This is a genomic window from Actinomadura rubrisoli (genome assembly GCF_004349215.1).
GTDB lineage: Bacteria > Actinomycetota > Actinomycetes > Streptosporangiales > Streptosporangiaceae > Spirillospora > Spirillospora rubrisoli.
Genome location: NZ_SMKU01000008.1, coordinates 17,124 through 37,478 on the forward strand (window position 1 = coordinate 17,124; position 20,355 = coordinate 37,478).

At 73.5% G+C, this 20,355-nt stretch carries 20 protein-coding genes; 14 read left to right on the plus strand and 6 right to left on the minus strand.

Annotated features, from left to right (window positions below):
* Nucleotides 1–44: 44 nt before the first annotated feature.
* Nucleotides 45–1,520, plus strand: a complete 1,476-nt coding sequence (locus E1298_RS03660) for a pyridoxal-dependent decarboxylase (protein ID WP_243725366.1) — start codon at nt 45–47, stop codon at nt 1,518–1,520.
* Between the two features lie 4 nt (nt 1,521–1,524).
* On the opposite strand, the gene E1298_RS03665 is transcribed toward E1298_RS03660, so the two are convergent.
* Nucleotides 1,525–2,922: a cytochrome P450 family protein gene (locus tag E1298_RS03665; RefSeq protein ID WP_131889308.1), complete on the minus strand. Its 1,398-nt coding sequence runs from the start codon at nt 2,920–2,922 to the stop codon at nt 1,525–1,527.
* A 143-nt stretch (nt 2,923–3,065) separates the two neighbouring features.
* Between E1298_RS03665 and E1298_RS03670 the strand changes: the two genes are divergently transcribed.
* Entirely contained in the window at nt 3,066–3,272 is a 207-nt protein-coding gene (locus E1298_RS03670) for a DUF5302 domain-containing protein (RefSeq protein WP_131889309.1), read from the plus strand.
* 127 nt (nt 3,273–3,399) lie between these two features.
* Here the strand turns inward: E1298_RS03670 and E1298_RS03675 are convergent, their stop codons facing one another.
* Entirely contained in the window at nt 3,400–4,035 is a 636-nt protein-coding gene (locus E1298_RS03675; RefSeq protein ID WP_131889310.1) for a pyridoxamine 5'-phosphate oxidase family protein, read from the minus strand.
* 270 nt (nt 4,036–4,305) lie between these two features.
* On the opposite strand from E1298_RS03675, the gene E1298_RS03680 reads away from it, so the two are divergent.
* Both E1298_RS03680 and E1298_RS03685 read left to right on the plus strand, forming a co-directional pair.
* Complete coding sequence (locus tag E1298_RS03680) at nt 4,306–5,199, plus strand: hypothetical protein (protein ID WP_131889311.1); 894 nt, start codon at nt 4,306–4,308, stop codon at nt 5,197–5,199.
* A gap of 88 nt (nt 5,200–5,287) precedes the next feature.
* Complete coding sequence (locus E1298_RS03685; protein WP_131889312.1) at nt 5,288–6,241, plus strand: serine hydrolase domain-containing protein; 954 nt, start codon at nt 5,288–5,290, stop codon at nt 6,239–6,241.
* 124 nt (nt 6,242–6,365) lie between these two features.
* On the opposite strand, the gene E1298_RS03690 is transcribed toward E1298_RS03685, so the two are convergent.
* Nucleotides 6,366–7,142: a DUF899 domain-containing protein gene (locus E1298_RS03690; RefSeq protein ID WP_131889313.1), complete on the minus strand. Its 777-nt coding sequence runs from the start codon at nt 7,140–7,142 to the stop codon at nt 6,366–6,368.
* 152 nt (nt 7,143–7,294) lie between these two features.
* On the opposite strand from E1298_RS03690, the gene E1298_RS03695 reads away from it, so the two are divergent.
* Nucleotides 7,295–7,930, plus strand: coding sequence for a TIGR03086 family metal-binding protein (locus tag E1298_RS03695; RefSeq protein WP_131889314.1), 636 nt, complete (start codon nt 7,295–7,297; stop codon nt 7,928–7,930).
* A gap of 27 nt (nt 7,931–7,957) precedes the next feature.
* On the opposite strand, the gene E1298_RS03700 is transcribed toward E1298_RS03695, so the two are convergent.
* A complete protein-coding gene (locus tag E1298_RS03700; protein WP_131889315.1) occupies nt 7,958–8,995 on the minus strand; it encodes an MBL fold metallo-hydrolase in 1,038 nt (345 codons plus the stop codon).
* A gap of 100 nt (nt 8,996–9,095) precedes the next feature.
* Entirely contained in the window at nt 9,096–10,103 is a 1,008-nt protein-coding gene (locus E1298_RS03705) for a dihydrolipoyllysine-residue succinyltransferase component of 2-oxoglutarate dehydrogenase complex (RefSeq protein WP_131889316.1), read from the minus strand.
* 115 nt (nt 10,104–10,218) lie between these two features.
* Here E1298_RS03705 and E1298_RS03710 point away from each other — a divergent pair, with 115 nt between their 5' ends.
* The 4 genes from E1298_RS03710 to E1298_RS03725 all read left to right on the plus strand — a co-directional run bounded on the left by E1298_RS03710 (nt 10,219) and on the right by E1298_RS03725 (nt 13,081).
* A complete protein-coding gene (locus E1298_RS03710; protein ID WP_131889317.1) occupies nt 10,219–10,863 on the plus strand; it encodes a PadR family transcriptional regulator in 645 nt (214 codons plus the stop codon).
* Nucleotides 10,864–11,005: 142 nt separating this feature from the next.
* On the plus strand, nt 11,006–12,031 hold the full coding sequence (locus tag E1298_RS03715) for an ABC transporter ATP-binding protein (RefSeq protein WP_131889318.1): 1,026 nt from the start codon (nt 11,006–11,008) through the stop codon (nt 12,029–12,031).
* On the plus strand, nt 12,028–12,804 hold the full coding sequence (locus tag E1298_RS03720; protein ID WP_131889319.1) for an ABC transporter permease: 777 nt from the start codon (nt 12,028–12,030) through the stop codon (nt 12,802–12,804). Before E1298_RS03715 ends, E1298_RS03720 begins: the two co-directional genes overlap by 4 nt.
* Nucleotides 12,805–12,874: 70 nt before the next feature.
* The gene (locus E1298_RS03725; RefSeq protein ID WP_131889320.1) at nt 12,875–13,081 is read left to right on the plus strand and encodes a DUF5988 family protein; all 207 of its coding nucleotides are present in this window, start codon (nt 12,875–12,877) and stop codon (nt 13,079–13,081) included.
* A gap of 11 nt (nt 13,082–13,092) precedes the next feature.
* Here the strand turns inward: E1298_RS03725 and E1298_RS03730 are convergent, their stop codons facing one another.
* Complete coding sequence (locus tag E1298_RS03730; protein ID WP_131889321.1) at nt 13,093–14,445, minus strand: M20/M25/M40 family metallo-hydrolase; 1,353 nt, start codon at nt 14,443–14,445, stop codon at nt 13,093–13,095.
* A 216-nt stretch (nt 14,446–14,661) separates the two neighbouring features.
* Between E1298_RS03730 and E1298_RS03735 the strand changes: the two genes are divergently transcribed.
* From E1298_RS03735 to E1298_RS03755, 5 genes are all read left to right on the plus strand, one after another.
* Nucleotides 14,662–16,296 (plus strand): peptide ABC transporter substrate-binding protein, encoded by a 1,635-nt coding sequence (locus E1298_RS03735; RefSeq protein ID WP_131889322.1) that lies wholly within the window; start codon nt 14,662–14,664, stop codon nt 16,294–16,296.
* A gap of 6 nt (nt 16,297–16,302) precedes the next feature.
* Nucleotides 16,303–17,229: an ABC transporter permease gene (locus E1298_RS03740; protein WP_131889323.1), complete on the plus strand. Its 927-nt coding sequence runs from the start codon at nt 16,303–16,305 to the stop codon at nt 17,227–17,229.
* Between the two features lie 79 nt (nt 17,230–17,308).
* A complete protein-coding gene (locus E1298_RS03745; protein WP_207944420.1) occupies nt 17,309–18,286 on the plus strand; it encodes an ABC transporter permease in 978 nt (325 codons plus the stop codon).
* Between the two features lie 7 nt (nt 18,287–18,293).
* Entirely contained in the window at nt 18,294–19,328 is a 1,035-nt protein-coding gene (locus E1298_RS03750) for an ABC transporter ATP-binding protein (RefSeq protein WP_131889324.1), read from the plus strand.
* Nucleotides 19,312–20,331 carry an ABC transporter ATP-binding protein gene (locus tag E1298_RS03755; protein ID WP_131889325.1) on the plus strand — a complete coding sequence of 340 codons (1,020 nt, stop codon included), beginning with the start codon at nt 19,312–19,314 and terminating at the stop codon, nt 20,329–20,331. The genes E1298_RS03750 and E1298_RS03755 overlap by 17 nt, the downstream gene beginning before the upstream one ends.
* Nucleotides 20,332–20,355 lie beyond the last annotated feature (24 nt).

Below are 20,355 nucleotides of genomic sequence, written 5' to 3' on the forward strand. Positions count from 1 at the left end.
CATATGATCTGGTCCGGGCGGGTCTGCGGCAGACGGGAGCGCACGTGGCAGGGCACATGACGCCGGAGGAGTTCCGCCGGTACGGCAGGCAGGTCGTCGATTGGATCGCCGACTACCAGGAGAAGATCGAGTCCTATCCCGTCCTGTCACGGGCCCGGCCGGGCGAGGTGCTCGCGAGCCTGCCCGCCCACCCGCCGGAGCGCGGCGAGGGGTTCGAGGCCGTCCTCGCCGACCTCGACCGCGTCGTGATGCCCGGGATCACGCACTGGCAGCATCCCGGCTTCTTCGCCTACTTCCCCGCCAACGCCAGCGGCCCCGCGATCCTCGGCGACCTGCTGTCGGCCGGGCTCGGCGTCCAGGGCATGCTGTGGGCGACCAGCCCCGCCTGCACCGAGCTGGAGACCCGGACGATCGACTGGCTGGCCGAGCTGCTCGACCTGCCCGCCCGGTTCCGCGGCGACGGCGCGGGCGGCGGCGTCATCCAGGACTCGGCGTCCGGCGCCGCGCTCGTCGCGATCCTCGCCGCGCTGCACCGGGCCGACGGCGGGACCGCCGGACGCGAGGGGATCACCCGCCGCCACACCCTCTACATCAGCTCCCAGACCCACTCGTCGCTGGAGAAGGCCGCCAAGGTCGCCGGGATCGGGTCGGCGAACGTCCGCGTCGTGGACTCGGGCCCCGGCACCCTCGCCATGGCCCCCGCGCACCTGGACGCGCTGCTCGCCGAGGACGCCGCGGCGGGCGCGGTGCCCGTCCTGGTCTGCGCGACGGTCGGCACCACGTCCACGACGGCGGTCGACCCCGTCCCCGAGATCGGCGAGGTCTGCGCCCGGCACGGCGTCTGGCTCCACGTGGACGCCGCGTACGCAGGCGTCGCGGCCGTCTGCCCGGAGCTGCGGTGGGTCAACGACGGGCTGGACGGCCACGTCGACTCCTACTCGACCAACCCGCACAAATGGCTGCTCACCAACTTCGACTGCAACGCGCTGTGGGTGGCCGACCGGGCCCCGCTGGTGGGCGCGCTGTCGATCCTGCCGGAATACCTGCGCAACCAGGCCACGTCCTCGGGCGAGGTCATCGACTACCGCGACTGGCAGATCTCGCTCGGCCGCCGGTTCCGCGCGCTGAAACTGTGGTCGGTGATCCGCTGGTACGGGGCGGAGGGGCTGCGCGAGCACGTCCGGACGGGCGTGCGGCTGGCCCGCGACCTCGCGTCCTGGGTCGCCGCCGACCCCGGGTTCGAGCTGCTGGAGCACCCCCCGTTCGGGCTCGTGTGCTTCCGCCCGCGCTGGGACGGCCTGCCGGACGGGGAGGCCGACGCGGCGACGATGCGGCTGATGGAGCGGCTCAACGCGTCCGGCGACCTCTACCTCACCCACACCAAGGCCGGCGGGCGCGTGCTACTGCGCATGGCGATCGGCGCCCCCGCCACCGGCGACGCCCACGTGGCGGCCGCCTGGCGCCGGATCCGCGAGGAGGCGGCCGAGCAGGCCGCGGAACGGGCCGACCCCGGCCGGTGAGCCCCTAGGACTGGGCGAGGCGGACGGCACGCAGGATGCGCCGCACCAGCGACCGCGATTCGGGCTCGTCCGCGCCCTGCCCGGCGGCCGGCTCCGCGTCGGGGCTCCCGGCGGGCGGCGGCGGCTCGCCCGCCAGCTCGTAGTGGACCGGCAGCGAGCGCAGCCCCCGCATCATCGGGGACGACCGCCACGGCAGCTGGTCGGCGGGCAGCGCCAGCCGCAGCCCGCCGAACCGGTCGAACAGCCGCTCCACCGCGATCACGGTGATGGTGGTGGCCAGGTCGCGGCCGAGGCAGGCGTGCGGCCCCGCGCCCCACGCCAGGTGCGCGCGGGAGCTGTAGATCGAGTCGGCCGCCGCGCCTTCGGTGAAGGCGGGGTCCAGGTGCGCGGCGGCGGGCGACAGCATGACCGGGTCGCCGGCCGCGATCTGGAACCGGCCGATCCGCACGTCGACCTTCGGCCAGCGGAACGACAGGTTGGCCATCGGCGGGCTGGAGATCGCGGCCCGGTTGACCGCCTCCTGGATCATCCCGGCGGACAGGCTGTCGCGGGCCCCGGTCTCCCCGATGACCACCTCGGCGATGGTGTTGCCGACCAGCGTCCCGGTGAAGTCGCCGATCAGCCCCGTCAGCAGGACCATCTCGCGGGCCAGCTCGTCCACCGTCAGGTCCGGGACGGCGGCGAGCATGAAGGACGGCAGGTCCTCGCCGGGCTCGGCCGCCTTGGCCGCGCACACCTGCGTGACCTCGGCCATCAGCCGCGCGGACGCCTCGGCGGCGTCCGGGCCAGCGTCCAGCACTCGCCACAGGTCCATGATCAGCTCGTCGCCGCGGGCGCTGTCGGCCCCGAGCAGCCGGCCCATCACCATCAGCGGGAGGGGGCGCGCGTACTGCGCCGACAGGTCGGCCCAGCCGGTGCGGCCGCCGCCCTCCGACAGCACGGTGATCAGCTCGTCGGCGTACCGCCGGACGGCCTGCTCCAGCTGCTTGGCCTGCGGCCGCGAGCGGTCCTGGAAGGGGCGCAGGCCCTCGCTCCAGGCGCCCCGGAGCCGGCTCAGGTCGGCGCCGTCGCGGAACACCGAGAAGTCGAGCCCGTACACGGGCAGCAGCGGCCAGTCGGCGGGCACGCGGCCCTCGCGGCGCGCGCGCCAGGAGTCCAGCCGCCGGCTCCAGACGCCGCGCGCGTCGCGCAGGATGTCGAGCGTCTGCGGGTAGCCGATGACGAGCCACGCGGGCACCCCGAGGACGTCCACCGGCGCCACCGGCCCGTACTCGGCGCGCAGCCGCTCGTAGAAGAGCGCGGGACGGGACTCGTAGTCCCGGTTGACCAGCGGCTGGACGGCGAGCGCCTCCAGCGGCGGATGGGCCGGCGCGGGCTCGGACGGCGGGATCTGGGGCTCCACGAGCACACCCTAGGGGAGTTCGTCCCGCTAATGATCGTCCCGCCGGGAAAACCCCGGAATGATCTTCCCGGCGGGTCCGGTGCCCGCGTTCCCCTCCGGGTATGTGAGGCTAGTGGGTGCCCCTACAACGGCTGGAGGTCCGCATGGCCGACTCGTCAGGAGAGAAGGACGGCAGCGAGAAGGACGGCAGCGAGGACGACGTGAAGCGCAGGTTCCGGGAGGCCCTGGAGCGCAAGCGCGGAGCGGCGGCCGAGAAGAACGCGGGCGCGGGCGGCAGGAGCGGTTCGAAGGTGCGCGGCACCCACGAGCGCGCCGACCACCAGCGCCAGTTCCGCCGCAAGAGCGGCTGAGCGCCGGCCGCGCAGCCCGTCCGCACACGAGAGCGGCCGGAAGGGGCCGCACCGCCGAGACCCCCGCGCGAATGCGCGGGGGTCGACGAGGCGTGCCCTGGGCCCGCTTCGGCCGCCGGTCCGCGTGTCAGCCCCGGTACAGCTTCTTCTCGTAGGCGGGGCCGTAGTACTCCTCCAGCTCCTCGACGCTCTCCTTGGTGAACTGCACGTCCTTCTGGATCCGGGCGTGCGAGGGCAGCGCGCCGGGCTCCCACTCCCCGGGCTTCCACAGGTTCGACCGCATGAGCGCCTTGCCGCAGTGGAAGAAGATCTGCTCGATCTCCACGACCAGGGCGAGGACCGGGCGGTGGCCCTTGACGACCATCGCGTCGAAGAAGGGCGCCTCCCGGACGAGCCGTGCCCGGCCGTTGATCCGCAGCGTCTCGCGGCGCCCGGGGATCAGGTGGATCAGCCCGACGTGCGGGTTGGCCAGGACGTTGAGGAAGCCGTCGGCGCGGCGGTTGCCGGGACGGTCGGGGATGGCGAGGGTGGTGTCGTCGAGGACGCGGACGAACCCGGGCGGGTCGCCCTTGGGGGACACGTCGCAGTTCCCGGCGGCGTCGCTGGTGGCGATCAGGCAGAACGGGGACCGTGCGAGCCATTCCCGGTCCCAGTCGTGCAGGGCGACGCGCTCCTTGTCGACCGCGCGCGGCATCGGGGCGCCGAGCAGCTCGCGCAGCTCCTCCGCAGAGGTGATCTCGGTGAACTCGGGGGCGAGCGTCATCGCCGCTCCTTCCGCCGTGGGGCCCGGAAGGCCAGCGTAACTCCCGGCCGTCCGGGCATCGTGGACCGGGCCATCCCGACTCCACCCGCCGTGCCCCGGCGCTTGCCTCCCGCGCCGCGTCCGCGTTTCCCGGGACGGGAGCGGGTGCGATAAAAGAGCGCGGCCGCGCGATCACTCGCGGCGACGAGTAATTCCGATTCCGCATTCCAGCGGGTGCCCAAAGATTAGTATCCGGCCCTACAGGTTCTGGTCGTCTTCTCGGAGGCCCGGGTGATCGGCGTCGCGACCTCGCTCGTCGCGGTCTGCCTGTGCTATTGCGGCGTCGCCCTGTTCAAGGCGGCCAGCGCCCGGATGGAGCCGCTGCGCGGCGACCGCCTCCCGCACCTGCTCGGCCAGCTGCTCACCAGCCGGCTGTGGGCGGCGGGCCTGCTGCTGCTCGTGGCGGGCGTGGAACTCCAGCTCGTCGGGTTCGCCAGGCTGCCGGCCGCGCTGGTCGTCCCGCTGTCGGGCACGGCGGGCGTCCTCCTGCTGGGGTTCACCGCCGGGTGCTTCGGCGAGCGGCTCGGCGGGCGCGACTGGCTGGGGATCGCCCTGTTCGCGCTGGGCGCCCTCCTGGTGGCCGCGTCGCTGGCCGACGGGAGCCGCGGTCCCGGCCGCCCGCCGCCGCCGTCGGTGCTGCTCGCCGTCGCCGTCCCGTCCCTGGTCCTGCCCGCCCTGTGGTCGGTGCTCGGCCACCTGCGCCCGGACGGCCGCCACCGCCGCACGTCCGCCGGCGTGTCCTACGGCGTCGCCTGCGGGGTCCTCGTCGGCGCCGCCGAGATCGGCGTGAAGGGCCTGGCGATCACCTTCTACGCCGGCGCCGGCGCCGCCGACGTGCTCGCCGGCCCCCACTTTTACATCGCCGTGGTCGGCATGGCGCTCGCGCTCGTCCAGGGCATGATCGCCTTGCAGCGCGCCCGGATGGCGGTCTGCATGACCGTCGCCACCATCGTCGCCCTGATCTACCTGGTGGTGGCCGGAACGTTCCTGTTCGGCGGCGACTGGCCGTCCGACCCGCTGTGGGGGGTGCTGCGGGTCGCGGGGGTCGGCGTCGCCGTCGCGGCGGTCTTCGCCTTCCCGCGCGAGGCCCCGCCCGAGCACCCGTCCCACCGCGCCCGGGTGTGACCTGTCCTGGAACGGACGAGGTAGGGCTGACCGCAGCAGGAACCCACCGGCTGGCCCCGTCGTGGCGGTGACGCGGCGTCCCTAGCGTTTGCGTACGGGCGGCGGGTCCCACTTCCGGGCGGGCAGCAACACCAAGACGTACGTGGCCACGGTGATCCTCCAGCTCGTCGCCGAGGGACGGATCGGCCTGGGCGACTCGGTCGACAAGTGGCTGCCCGGCCTCGTCCAGGGCAACGGCAACGACGGCAAGAAGATCACGGTGCGGCACCTGCTGCAGCACACGAGCGGGCTCTACAACTACACCGAGGACCTGCCGTTCGGGACGGAGGCCGACTTCCAGGCGCACCGGTTCGACCACCACACGCCCGCGGAGCTGGTCGGGATGGCCTTGAAGCACCGCCCGAGCTTCGAGCCGGGGGAGACCAAGCCGGACGGCGACCCGAAATGGGAGTACTGCAACACCGGCTACGTGCTCCTCGGCATGATCATCAAGCGGGTGACCGGACATGAGTGGGACCGGGAGGTCATGCGGCGGATCGTGCGGCCGCTCGGCCTGACGCACACCGGGTTCGCCCCGGGCTACGACGTTCCGCGGCCGCACGCGCAGGGCTACCAGCAGTTCACGGTGGGCGGGCCGTTCGTGGACGCCACCCGGATGGACTACAGCTGGGCGTCCTCGGCCGGGACGCTGACCACCACGGCGGCGGACCACAACCGGTTCTTCAAGGCGCTGATCGGGGGACGGCTGCTGCGCCCCGCGCAGCTGGCCGAGATGCAGAGGACCGTGCCCACGGACATGGACGGCTACTTCACCGGCGCCCGGTACGGGCTCGGGCTGATTTGGCTCCCCCTGCCCTGCTCCAAGGCCGGGTACTGGGGGCACGGCGGTGACACGCCCGGCTTCATGACCCGCGAGGGCGTCACCCCCGACACGCGGCGGAGCGTCGCGATCAGCGTGCCGTCGCAGCTGGCGGGCGATCCGGGGCTGCCGCTGGACCTGGCGGCGAGGACGGCCGTCCGGAACGTCCTCTGCGGGCGGTAAGGCCCGCACCGGCGCATCGGCGCACCGGGTGGCCGCGTGGTGTCCCCCGTGCGGACCACCACGCGGCCGCCGGGCCGCCGCGCGCAGGGCACCACCGGTGCCCAAGGGGAAGGGCGCGGCGCTCTCAGTGGGAGTACTCGTCGTCGTACTCGTCGGGATAGGGCAGCTTGCCGCCCGCCTGCACGCCGCCTGAGCCGCGGCCCTTGGGCTCCTCCCACTCCTCCTGGCGGCCGAGGGCCGTCATGTCGAGGAAGTAGTAGGAGCCGCCGACCTGCTCGGTGCCGCGCGCGTACGCGGAGTAGGTGTGGTAGACGGCGTCGCCGTCGCGGAGGAAGCAGCTGGAGCCGGGCAGCTCCATCGGGCGCTCGCTGTCCAGGAAGGCCCGCTCGCCGGCCCGGCGGTACTCGTCGGCGGTGCGGTAGTTGTACTCCTCCGGCGCCACCGATCCGTCGACCGTGACGTGGAAGTCGTAGTTGAAGTCGCTGCCGTACGAGGAGTACCAGGGGAACACCCAGCCCATCTCCGCCCGGAACGGCCCGATCTTCGACTGCGGCGCGCGGGACACCGCGGCGTAGGCGGTGCCGCGGTCGCGCAGGTGGCGCAGGTGCCCCACGGAGATCTCCGCGAGCCCGGACGAGCAGCTCCGGCAGGCGCGCTCCCAGGACGGGTCCCACATCACGTGCCCGACGATGAGCTGGCTCCGGCCCTGGAACAGGTCGAGCAGGCCCGCCTTGCCGTCGGGCCCCTCGAAGACGTAGTCCTTGTCGATCCGCACCATGGGCAGGCGGCGACGCTCGGCGTTCAGCGCGTCACGGGCCCGGGTGAGCTCCTTCTCCTTGACGAGCAGCGCCTTGCGCGCGGCCACCCACTCCTCGCGCGTGACGACCTCCGGAAGGGCCATGCCTTCTCCTCCGTCCGAAACAGGGGTGCGTGCGGTCATTTGGTACCGACTTGGTGGCGCACCGGAAATCATCGGCCCCGTCCGGTGACTTTCGGGACGCGGCGGAGTCGGTCCTTGTGGGGGATGGCGCCCCCAGGAGGATGAGGGGTGCGATGGACGCGGTGGAGACGGCGGCGCTGCGGGGCTACGGCTCCGGGCTGCTGGAAAGGTCGATCGGTTTCGCGGTCGGCGTCCTTGAGTCCGTCACGGCCGAGACGCTCCGGCGTCCGACGCCGTGCCGGGGCTGGGACCTGGAGGCCCTGCTGCGGCATATGGCCGAGTCCCTGGCCGCGCTGTGCGAGGCCGTCGACACCGGCTCGGTGCGGCTCTTCCCGGACGACGACCCGGGGCACGACGATCTGGGGCCCGCCGAGGCGGGCGCTTCCGCCGCCGCGCTCGTGGTGGGCTTCCGCGCGGGCGCCGACCGGCTGCTCGGGGCCTGGACGGCCGCGGCCGAGGACGACCGATCGGTCACCGTCGGCGGCTGCCCCATGCGCGGGAGCCTGGTCGCCGGGACGGGGGCCATCGAGATCGCGGTGCACGGCTGGGACGTCGCCTGGGCCACCGGGCGGCCGCGCCCGATCCCGCCCGCCCTCGCGGGCCAGCTGCTCAGGCTCGCCTCGACTGTGGTCACCGACGCGACCCGGCACGGCCTGTTCGCGCCGCCGGTCCCGGTGCCGCCGGCGGCCGGGCCGAACGACCGCCTGCTCGCCTACCTCGGCCGCGACCCGTCCGCGGTCCCCGGCTGACCGGCAAGCGCCCTAGGGGCGGAGGGGTCAGCCGCGAGGGGCGTAGCGGCGGACCCCGCCGTCCTCGTGCGCGTCCAGGACGCCCTGGTCGGCCAGGACGTCCAGGTGCGCCTCGATCTCCAGCACCGCCAGCATCCGGCTGAACGAGTCCAGGTCGTCCAGCTTGCGCTTGCGGCGCGTCCACGGGATGGCCCGCGCCACCTCGAAGGCCGTCGCGTGCCCCGCGCGGACCTGCCCGGCGGCGGCGTCGAGGCGGGCGGCGTGGTGGTCGAGCAGCTCGTCGATCCGCGTGTGCGTGCTGGCCTTCACCGGGCCGTGCGCGGGCAGCAGCAGCGTGTCGGGCATGTCCCGGACGAGCCGCAGCGACGCCAGGTAGCTGCGCAGCGGCTTCGGCTCGGGCTCGGTCTCCAGCCCGATGGACGGGCTGATGTGCGGCAGCACGTGGTCCCCGGCGAACAGCAGCCCGGCGGCGGCGTCGCGGAGCACGACGTGTCCGCGCGTGTGCCCGGGCGTGGCGAACACGTCCAGCCCCCGCTCGGCCAGGGGAACGCGCTCCTCGTCGTCCAGCCAGGCGTCCGGCATGGCGTCGGGGACGCTCCGCCCGGAGGTGTCGACGGGGGCGCCGGCGATCTCGTCGGCCAGGTCGCCCGCGCCGCAGCGGCGCAGCAGGTCCACCTGGCGGGGGTGCAGCCCCCGGCGGACGTCGAACGCCTCGATCGAGGGCCGCTCGCCGCGGCCGATCCGCACCCGGGTGCCGAACGACTCGCGCAGCGCCAGGGCCTGGGAGTAGTGGTCCCAGTGCGCGTGGGTGACGAGGAACTGCGCCACGTCGTCCAGCCGGTGCCCGAGCGTGCGGAGCGCGCCCTCCAGGGACGCGCGCGTGTCGGGCATGGCCCAGCCGGAGTCGATGACCACCGGGCCGCCCGGGTCCTCGATGACGTACACGTTGACGGCGTGCAGCGAGGGGATCGGCAGCGCGAGCGGGATCCGGTGCACCCCCGGCGCCACCTGATGGGCGCCGGGTTCGGTCCAGTCCGTCGGCTGCTCCACGACCGGTGCCGTCACCGCGCCCCCCTCGACAATCGAATCACGTTCGGGGTCGAACCTACTTCATGCTGAATATCCGATTCGTCGCACCCCTGGCCGGCCGGTGCCGAGCGGCGGGTCAGCGGTGCCCGGCGTCCCGCCCGGCGGCGCGGCGGGCCTGCGCGGCGGCCTCGCGGGCTTCGCGCGCCGCCTCGTCCGCCCTGGCCCGGGACTGCTCGGCGCGCTCGGCCCTGCGGACGGCCGCGTCGCGGGCGGCGACGGCCCGCTCCAGCTCGTGCCGCAGGCGCCCCACCTCGGCGGACGCGGCCTCCGCCTCCTCGCGCGCCGCCCCGGCCCGCTCCGCGCGCTCGCCGAGCGCGCGCTCGGCCTCCTCGGCCCGCTTGCGCAGCGACTCGGCCCGCCTGGCGCGGACCCCGCTCGTCCGCGACGCCTTCGGCTTGGCGGCGGGACGCCCTTCAGGTGGCGCGCCCGCCTTCGGCTTCGCGGGGCGCTCCTCGCTCGTGCGCGACGCCTTCGGCTGGGCGGGGCGCTCCTCCAGCGGCGCGCCCGCCTTTCCGGTCTTGGGCTTCTGCTCCCGGTCCTTCCCGGCCTCGGGCCGCCTCTCGGCCCTGGGCTCCGGGCGGCCGTCGCCGTCGGGGCGCGGCGCCGCGGGGAAGCCGGCGGGGACGAAGCCGGTGTGGCTGCGCGGCTGCGAGAGCCGTCCCGCGCGGACCTCATCGGCCACGTCGGCGTCCACGGTGGCGGCCTGCAAGGTGTCCTCGACCTCCCGGACGGCCTGCTCGCGCAGCGGGTTGCCCGCCTCGGCGGCCAGCTCGCCCGCCCTGCGCACGAGATCGCGGATCAGCCGCGCCCGGCGCTGTTCGAGGTCGCCGAGCCCGCCGCCCGAGCCCCACGCGGCGCGCATCTCGGCGCCGACGTCCAGCAGGCGGCCCAGGTCGTCCGCCGCCGAGCGCGACAGCAGGTTGACCGCCCACGCGGGCAGCGTTGGGCGGCGCAGCGCCCCGATCCGCTTGGCGAGCGCGGCGTCGCCGTCCGCCTTGGCCTGCCGCGCCAGCCGCGTCCTGGTGGCGACGAACTCGGCCGGGACGGCGCCGTAGAGCTCGTCGGCCGAGCTGGAGAAGTCCACGCCGCATTCCTACCCGGGCGCGGGCCCAGGTGATCAGGGCGTCCGGGACCGGCCTGGACGCGGCGCCGCGCCCTCGATATACTTGCACGCGAGTATTCGTCCACGAGGAGTCGGGATGCCCAAGCGGCGCAAGGTGAGCAACCTCCTCGGCCTTGCCGTCCTGTCCACGGTGTCGGCCAGGCCCATGCATCCCTACGAGATGGCGTCGCTGATGCGCGCGCGCGGCAAGGACAGGGACATGGACGTCAAGTGGGGCTCGCTCTACACCGTCGTCCGGAACCTGGAGAAGCACGGCTTCCTGGCCGTGGCGGGGAGCGCCCGGGAGGGCGCGAGGCCCGAGCGGACCGTCTACCGCATCACCGACGCGGGCCTGGAGGAGCTGGCCGACTGGGTCCGGGAGCTGATCGGGGTGCCCGAGCGCGAGCATCCGCGGTTCAAGGCCGGGCTGTCGGTGATGGGCGCCCTGGGCCCGGACGAGGCGGCCGAACTGCTGCGCAGGCGGCTCGACGCCCTGGACCGCGAGATCGCCGAGGACGCGGCGGCGCTGGCGGCCGAGGACGAGGTGCCCCGCATCTTCCTCCTGGAGGCCGAGTACGACCTGGCCGTCCGGCGGGCGGAGGCCGGCTGGGTGCGCGGGCTGCTGGCCGAGATCACCGGCGGTTCGCTGCCGGGCCTGGACCTGTGGCGCGCGTTCCACGAGACCGGGCGGGTCCCCGCCGAGGTGGCGGAGCTGGCGGAAAGGGGCGCGACGGAGAACTGAGCAGAAGTGGTCCCGGTGGCGGTGCGGCAACACCGCCGCCGGGACCGGAACCCACCACCCGATCCACGCGCGGAGCGGGACCCGGCGGCGAGACCGCGGTCACCAGCCTATCCGGGGTCCTCCGCGCGCAACGGAGGCGACCATGGCGCACGCCATCGAGGCCGAGGGCCTCGTCAAGACCTATCCCGGCGACGTCCGGGCCCTGGACGATCTGTCCATCACCGTCGGCCCGGGGGAGATCCTGGGCCTGCTCGGCCCGAACGGGGCCGGCAAGTCCACCACGGTCAAGATCCTCACCACGCTGATCCGGCCCGACCGCGGGAAGGCGGCCGTGGCCGGGCACGACGTGCTGCGCCGCCCCGACCGGGTCCGGCGCCTCATCGGCGTCGTGTCGCAGCGCTCGGGCGCCGACCCCGACGCCAGCGGGCGCGACAACCTGATCCTGCAAGGCCGCCTGTACGGGATGGGCGGCGCCGAGGTGCGCCGCCGCGCGGGCGAGCTGCTCGAACGGCTGGGCCTGGGCGACGCGGCGCGCCGCGCGGTGAAGACCTACTCCGGCGGGATGCAGCGGCGCCTCGACGTGGCGCTCGGCCTCGTCCACCGGCCGCGCGTGCTGTTCCTGGACGAGCCGACCACCGGCCTCGACCCCGAGGCGCGCACGGCGATGTGGGCGGAGATCGCGCGTCTGGCCGGGGACGACGCCCTGGCGATCCTGCTCACCACCCACTACCTGGACGAAGCCGACCGGCTCGCCCGGCGGGTGGCGATCGTCGACCGCGGCCGCGTCGTCGCCGAGGGCACCCCGGACGCGCTCAAGGGCGAGCTGCGCGGCGACGCCGTCCACCTGGAGTGGCGGGAGGCGCCCGACGAGGCGCTGGCGCGGGCGGCCCTCGGCCGCCTGCCGGGCGTCCGCGACGTCCTCGTGGACGGGCCTCGGCTCAGCGCCCGGGCCGACGACGGCGCCGCCGCGGTGCCGGCGGTGCTCGCCGCGCTGGACCACGCCGGGATCCCGGCCGCCGCCGCGACCGTCGCGCGGCCGTCCCTGGACGATGTCTACCTGCGCTACGCCGGACGCCGGTTCGCCCAGGCCGACGCCGCTCCCGCCTCCGAGGCCCCGGCCCAGGGGACCGCCGCCGCCGACGCCGTCACCGCCGGAGGTGCCCGATGACCGCGCTCCTCGCCGGGACGTGGTGGATGACCCACCGCCGGCTGTCCGCGCTGCTCCGCAGGCCCGCCGTGCTCGTCATCACCCTCGTCCAGCCGGTCGTGTGGCTGTTCCTGTTCGGCGGGCTGTTCGAGAAGGTCGTCGAGCTGCCGGGATTCGGGACGGGCTCGTACCTGGACTACCTCGTCCCCGGCGTCGTGATCATGAACGCGGTGTCGCTGAACTCCTTCGCCGGGATGGGCACCATCGACGAGATCGAGCGCGGCACGCTCGACCGGTTCCTGGTGACCCCGGTGCGCCGCGGCGCGATCACCAACGCGGGCGTCGCCGAGCAGGCGATCAGCACCGCGTTCCAGTCCGCGGTGATCATCGCGCTCGGCCGGGCGGCGGGCGCGCACTACCCGGGCGGCGCCGCCGGCCTCGCGGTGCTCGTCGCGATGGCGGTGCTGGTCGGCGTCGTCCTCGCCGCGCTGTCCAACACCCTGGCGCTGCTGGTGCGGGACCGCAACACCATCATCGGGCTGAACGTGATGCTGCTGCTCCCGCTCACGTTCCTGTCGTCGGCGTTCATGGCCAAGGGCCTGATGCCGGGCTGGATGCGGCACGTGGCGTCCGGCAACCCGGTGAGCTGGGCCCTGGACGCCGGGCGCGCCGCGCTGTCCGACGACCCGGACTGGGGCTCGGTCGCCGCGCACGGCGGCGCGCTGCTGGCGCTCACCGCGGCGACCGTGGGCCTCGCGGTCCTGTCGTTCGGGAGCTACCAGAAGTCGCGGTGAGGGCGGGGTCGCACGGATACCTCCTTCCGGAGGATTGGCGCGAGGGCCGCACCGTGTGACGATCCGATCTATGGACACCTCGCTGAAGGCATTCCTGGAAGGCGGTCCGGCGGACCTGCCGGACCGGATCGTCGGGATCACCCCTCCCGGTGTCGAGCTGAGGCTGCCGTTCCGCGGTGGATACGAGCACTTCCAGGCCACCGCCCGGCACCGGGACACCCCCCACGGCCGGCTCCCCGTCTACCGCTGGTCCCGCCGCTCCGCCACCCCCGACTAGGACGCATTGAATCAACGCGTATCGAGGAAGCGGTCGAGGACGCGCGTGCCGAATGCCAGGCCCTCCAGCGGGACCCGCTCGTCCACGCCGTGGAACATCCCCAAGTAGTCCAGCTCCGGACCGAGCAGCAGGGGCGCGAATCCGAAGCTCGCGATGCCGATCTGGTTGAAGGACTTGGCGTCGGTGCCGCCCCCCATCACGTACGGCACCGGGCACGCCGCCGGGTCCTCGGCGCGCAGCGCGCCGGCGAGCGTGTGGAAGGTGTCCCCGGCCGGGTCCGCGGCCGGGGCCTCCTCGTAGTTGAGGAACTCCCGCGTGACCTTCGGGCCGAGCAGCCGGTCGACGGTGGCGAGGAACTCCTCGCCCGTGCCCGGCAGGTACCGGCCGTCCACCTGGGCGGTCGCCGTGCCGGGCACAACGTTGATCTTGTAGCCGGCGTCCAGCCGGGTCGGGTTGGCCGAGTTGCGGATCGTGCTCTCGAACAGCCGGCCGACGCCGCCGAGGCGCGCGGCCTCCTCGTCGAGGCGGTCGTGGTCGATGGTGGTGCCGAGCGCGTCCGCCAGACCGTCCAGCAGGGCCCGGACGCCCGGGGTCAGCCGGACGGGCCAGGTGTGGGAGGCCAGCCGGGAGACGGCGTGGGCGAGTTCGGCGACGGCGTTGTCGGGCGCGGGCTTGGACCCGTGGCCCGCGGTGCCGCGCGCCGTGAGCCGCATCCAGGTGGTGCCGCGCTCGCCGGTCGCGATCGGGTAGATCCGCCTGCCGCCCGCGTCCACGCTGAAGCCGCCCGACTCGCTGATCGCCTCGGCGCAGCCCTCGAAGAACTCCCGGTGCTCGCGCACCACGTACCGCGACCCGTAGTCGCCCGTGCACTCCTCGTCGGCGAGGAACGCCAGCACCAGGTCGCCGCGCGTGCGGCGGCCCTCGCGCAGCCGCCGCCGGACGGTCGCGAGCGTCATCGCGAGGGTGCCCTTCATGTCGACCGCGCCGCGCCCCCACACGCACCCGTCCCGCACCTCGCCGGAGAACGGGGGGACACTCCACTCGGACGCGTCGGCGGGCACGACGTCCAGGTGCCCGTGGACGAGGAACGCCGGATGGGAGGGGTCGGTCCCGGGGACGCGCGCGAGCAGGCTCGCCCGGCCGGGCGCCGACTCGACGATCGTGGACGCGACGCCCACCTCGTCCAGGAGCGCGGCGACGTGCTCGGCGGCGGGCCGTTCGGGACGGGCCACCCCCTCGCCCTGGTTGGTGGTGTCGAGGCGGATGAGATCACCGCAGATCTCCGCCGCCTCCACGCCCGCTGAGGCGGCCCCCGCGCCCGCCGCGGCGGCGTCCCCGGACTCCTCGCGAACCCTTTGCCCCATTACTCCCACACCCGCCTTTCGTAACAAACCTTCATTTTCACCCCCCGCTGACCTCTGTCAACGAGTGATCAACAACGTATCGATCCGGTTTCGAATCCCGCAGCGATGTACCCAAACGGCCCGCGCGGTACAACGCTGCCACCAATCTGAGACGCGGTGGGCAGGTGCCGCCGCACGAAGCGACACCGTAGGAACCGACAGGGCACGAGGAGGAGCATGACCAGCCTCAGGGGTGCGAGCCGGAAGGTCCGCGGGCGCACGGGCGCCGGCCGGGGGACCGCGGGGCTCGCCGCGGTGGTGCTCGCGGCGTCGCTCGGGCTCGCGGCCTGCGGCGGCGGTGACGGCTCGTCGGACGGCACGTTCACCGTCGGCCACTCCGAACCCGACCACCTGGTGCCCGGCAACACCACCAGCAGCTACTCGTTCGACGTGCTCAGCGGCCTGTTCGACAACCTGGTGGGGCTCACCAGGGACGGCAAGACCGTGAACCTGGCCGCCGAGTCGGTCACCACGAAGGACCAGAAGGTCTGGACGGTCAAGGTCCGGCCGGGGCAGAGGTTCCACAACGGCGAGCCGGTCACCGCGGGCAGCTTCGCCGACGCCTGGAACACCGCGGCGTACGGCCCGAACGCCTTCAGCGCCAACGACTACTTCTCGCACTTCCAGGGGTACGCGGAGATGAACCCCGAGGACGAGGACGCCAAGCCGAAGGCCGACAAGCTGTCGGGCGTGGAGGTCGTGGACGAGGCCACCCTCAAGGTGACCCTGACCGACGCGTTCAACCAGTTCCCCCAGCTGCTGACCTACCCGGCGTTCGCGCCGATGCCGAAGGCCGGCCTGAAGGACGTCAAGGGCTTCGACGAGCATCCGATCGGCAACGGCCCCTACATGATGAGCGGGAACTGGGAGCGCAACAAGCAGATCAAGCTCGTCCCGTTCCCCGGCTACACCGGGTCGCGCAAGCCGAAGAACAAGGGCGTCATCTGGAAGAGCTACTCCGGCGCCGACACCGCCTACACCGACCTGCGGGCCGGCCGGATCGACGTGCTCCAGACGATCCCCTCCGCCAAGGTGTCCGAGGCCAAGCGGCTGCTGGGCGACCGGTTCCTGCCCCGCAAGATGGGCACGATCGACTACCTGGGCTTCCCCCTGTTCGACAAGCGGTTCGCGAGCCCGGACCTGCGCAAGGCGATCTCGATGTCCATCGACCGTCAGGGCATCAACAAGGCCGTCTACAACGGCGACTTCTTCCCGGCCGACTCGCTGCTCCCGGCGATCATCGAGGGGCACCGGCCGAACGCGTGCGGCGAGCTGTGCACCTACGACCCGGCCAAGGCCAAGGAGCTGTACGCCAAGTCGGGCGGCTTCAAGGGGACGCTGGAGCTGTACTTCTCCAACGCGCAGCCGACCTACTACCAATGGATGCAGATCGTCGCGAACTCCCTGCGGCAGAACCTCGGCATCCAGGACATCCAGTTCCGGCAGGTCCCCGCGTCCGACTACTTCGGGATGCTGAACAAGCGCACGGAGAAGGGCCCGTACCGGCAGAACTGGGAGGCCGACTACCCGACCGCCCAGAACTACCTGGAGAACCTGTGGAGCACGGGCAGTAACCGCATGGGCTGGAAGAGCCCGGAGTTCGACGGCCTCATCGCCAAGGCGAACCGGTCGGCGGACCCGCAGGAGGCCCTGAGGTTCTACAACCAGGCCGAGGACGTCGCCATCCGCGAGATGCCGATGATCCCGCTCTGGACGTGGGCGGGCCAGGGCGGCCGGTCCAAGAAGGTCGGCAACGTCACCATCACGGCGTACGCGACCGGGCTCCTGGCCAACGAAGTGACAGTGAAGTAGCCGGCGATGTGGCGCTATGTCCTCCGGCGGCTCTTGCAGGCGGTCCCCGTCTTCATCGGCACGACGCTGCTCATCTACGCCCTGGTCTTCGCGCTGCCGGGCGATCCGATCCAGGCGCTCGCCGGGGACAAGCCCGTGCCCGAGAACGTCCTGCAGACCCTGCGGGAGCGGTACAACCTGAACGACCCCCTGCTGGTGCAGTACGGCAAGTACATGTGGGGGCTGTTCCAGGGGAACCTGGGCGAGAACTACGACGGGCAGAAGGTCTCGGAGATGCTCGGCGGGCGCTGGACGGTGACCGCGCAGCTCGCCGTCACCGCGTGGCTGTTCGAGCTGGTCATCGGGATCTCGCTCGGGGTCTGGGCGGGCCTGCGGCGCGGCAGGCTCGCCGACACCCTGGTCCTGGGCGGGACGACCCTGCTGATCGCGGTGCCGGTGTTCGTGCTGGGCTACACCGCGCAGATCCTGTTCGGCCTGCACTGGGAGATCTTCCCCACGGCCGGGACGGACGAGGGCTGGCCGGTGAGCTACCTGCTGCCCGGCATGGTCCTGGGCTCGCTCGGCCTGTCCTACGTCGCGCGGCTCACCAGGACCAGCCTCGCGGAGAACCTGCGGGCCGACTACGTGCGCACCGCGAACGCCAAGGGGCTGTCGCGGGCGCGGGTGGTGGGCCGGCACGCGCTGCGCAACTCGCTGATCCCGGTCGTGACCTACCTCGGCGTGGACTTCGGGTCGCTGATGGGCGGCGCGATCGTGACCGAGGGCATCTTCAACCTCCCCGGCATCGGCCAGCAGGTGTTCCAGTCGATCCAGCTGAAGGAGGGGCCCGTGGTGGTCGGCGCGGTCACCGTGCTGGTGCTGATCTTCCTGCTGGTCAACCTCGTCGTGGACCTGCTGTACGGGCTGCTGGATCCCCGGATCCGGTACGAGTGACCCTTGGGGGACGTGTGGAGGGGCACGATGCCGGTACGGCGTTCGACAGTGGGGGTTCGACTCCAGTGAGGCATGGGCGATGAAGACCAAGGAACCGGGCGGGCCGGGCCCTGAGCCGCCCGGCGCGGCGCCGGAACCCCCGGCGGACGCCGGCGCGGGCGCGCCGGGCAGCGCCGCGGCGGCCGTCGCGGTCGTGGGCGGCGAGATCGGCAGGGCGTCCCTGTGGGACGACGCGTGGCGGGACCTGCGCCGCCGCTGGGTGTTCTGGGGGTCGGCCGCCGTCCTCACCGCGGTGGCGGTGATGGCGGTCGTCCCGCGGGTGTTCGCGGGCAAGGGCGTCAACGAGGGCTGCGACCCGAACCGCGCCAAGCTCGGGCCGTCCGGCGATCACTGGTTCGGCACCGACCTCGCGGGCTGCGACTACTACGCGCACGTCGTGCACGGCGCCCGCCCGACGCTGCTGATCGGCGTCGCCGTCACGCTGTTCGCGTTCGTCATCGCGCTGCTGTTCGGGATGCTGGCCGGCTACTACGGCGGCCTCCTGGACGCGGTCATCGCCCGGATCACCGACGTGTTCTTCGGGCTGCCGTTCGTGCTCGGCGCCACCGTGATCCTGGTCGCCTTCCCCGGGCACGGCATCGGCGCGATGACGCTGGTGCTGGTGATATGCGGCTGGACGACGATGATCCGCATCATGCGGGCGCAGGTCATCTCCGTCCGCGACGCCGACTACGTGCAGGCGGCGCGGCTGCTGGGCGCCTCGGACCGGCGGATCATGGCGCGGCACATCCTGCCGAACGCGCTGGCCCCGGTGATCGTGGTGGCCATGCTCAACGTCGGCAACGTGATCGCGGGCGAGGCGACGCTGGACTTCCTCGGCGTCGGCCTGCAGTACCCGGAGGTCTCGTGGGGCCTGCAGCTCAACCAGGCGCAGGACGCCTTCGTGGACCATCCCCACCTGCTCATCTTCCCGGCGGTGTTCCTGTCGGCCACGGTGCTGAGCTTCCTGATGCTCGGCGACGCCGTCCGCGACGCCCTCGACCCGAAGCTGCGGTGACGAAGCGATGACGACGGAACTGAGGAGCGCGCCGACCGACGCTACGCCGCCGGTGCCCCCGCTGCTCGTGGTGGACGACCTGCACGTGCGGTTCCGCGTGCGCGGCCAGGACGTGCACGCGGTCAACGGCCTGTCCTACACCCTCGCCGAGGGGGAGACGGTCGCGATCCTCGGCGAGTCGGGGTCGGGCAAGAGCGTCGCGGCGCAGGCGGTCATGGGGATCCTCGACACCCCGCCCGCCCGCATCACGCAGGGGTCGGTGCGGCTGCGCGGCGAGGAGCTGCTGGGCCTGCCCGAGCGCCGCCGCCGGGCCTACCGGGGCGACCGCATCTCGATGATCTTCCAGGACGCGCTGACCGCGCTGAACCCGGTGTTCACGGTCGGCGACCAGATCCGCGAGATGTACCAGGTGCACCGCGGGCTGCGGCGCAAGGCGGCCACCGCGAAGGCCGTCGAGCTGATGGAGCGGGTGCGGATCCCGTCCGCCGCGCAGCGGCTCGGCGACTTCCCGCACCAGTTCTCCGGCGGCATGCGCCAGCGCATCATGATCGCCATGGCGCTGGCGCTGGAGCCCGACGTGCTCATCGCCGACGAGCCCACCACCGCGCTCGACGTGACCGTCCAGGCGCAGATCATGCGGCTGCTGGCCGGGCTGCAGGACGAGCTGCGCATGGGCATGGTGCTGATCACCCACGACCTCGGCGTGGTCGCGGGCGTCGCGGACCGGATCGTCGTCATGTACGCGGGGTCGGTCGCCGAGCAGGCGCCGGCGCGGGGGCTGTACGCGCGCCCCGCCCACCCCTACACGCGCGGCCTGCTCGCCTCGGTGCCGCGCCTCGACCGGCGCGGCGCGGCCCTCGTCCCGATCAAGGGGACGCCGCCCAACCCGGCCGCGCTCCCGCCCGGCTGCCCGTTCCAGCCGCGCTGCCCGCGCGCCGAGGCGGTCTGCGTCGCGGAGCGGCCACCGCTGGTCAACGTCGCGCCCGGGCACGACGCCGCCTGCCACTTCGCCGAGGAGGTCCACAGTGCCGGAGCCGAGTGACGGCCCGATCCTGCGGGTGGACGGCCTGGTCAAGCACTACCCGGTGACCCGCGGCGTGGTCGTCAAGCGCGCGGTGGGCCACGTCAAGGCCGTGGACGGCGTGGACCTGGAGCTGCGCCGCGGCGAGACCCTCGGCGTCGTCGGCGAGTCGGGGTGCGGGAAGTCCACCCTGGCCAAGCTGCTGCTCGCCGCCGAGCGTCCCACGGCGGGAACCGTCCGCTTCGAGGGCCGCGACATCTTCGCCCTGTCCAAGGCCGAGCTGCGCGCGCTGCGCCGCCGCATCCAGATGGTGCTGCAGGACCCGTACTCGTCCCTCAACCCCCGCATGACCGTCGGCGACATCGTGGGAGAGCCGTTCGCGATCCACCCCGAGGTGGCTCCCAAGGGGGAGCGGCGCGCGCGCGTCCAGGAGCTGCTGGAACTCGTCGGCCTCGACCCCGACCACGTCAGCCGCTACCCGCACCAGTTCTCCGGCGGGCAGCGGCAGCGCGTCGGGATCGCCCGCGCCCTGGCCCTGCGTCCCGACGTGATCGTCTGCGACGAGCCGGTGTCGGCGCTGGACGTCTCCGTCCAGGCGCAGGTGATGAACCTGCTCGCCGAGCTGCAGCGCGAGCTGGGCCTGGCGTACGTCTTCATCGCCCACGACCTGGCCGCCGTGCGCCACATCTCCGACCGCGTCGCCGTCATGTACCTCGGGAAGGTCGTCGAGACCGGCGACGAGACGCAGATCTACGAGCACCCGACCCACCCGTACACGCAGGCGCTGCTGTCGGCCGTGCCCGTCCCGGACCCCGACGCGTCCGGGCCGGGCGGGCAGATCCACCTGGAGGGCGAGCCGCCCTCCCCGCTGGACCCGCCGTCCGGCTGCCGGTTCCGCACCCGCTGCTGGAAGGCGCGGGACCTGTGCGCGCAGGAGGAGCCGGCCCTGCGCGAGCGGGACGGCTCGGCCCATCCCAGCGCCTGCCACTTCGCCTCCGAGGAGATCCTCGCCGACCGCGCCTGACCCGCGGCCGGTTCCGCGACCCGG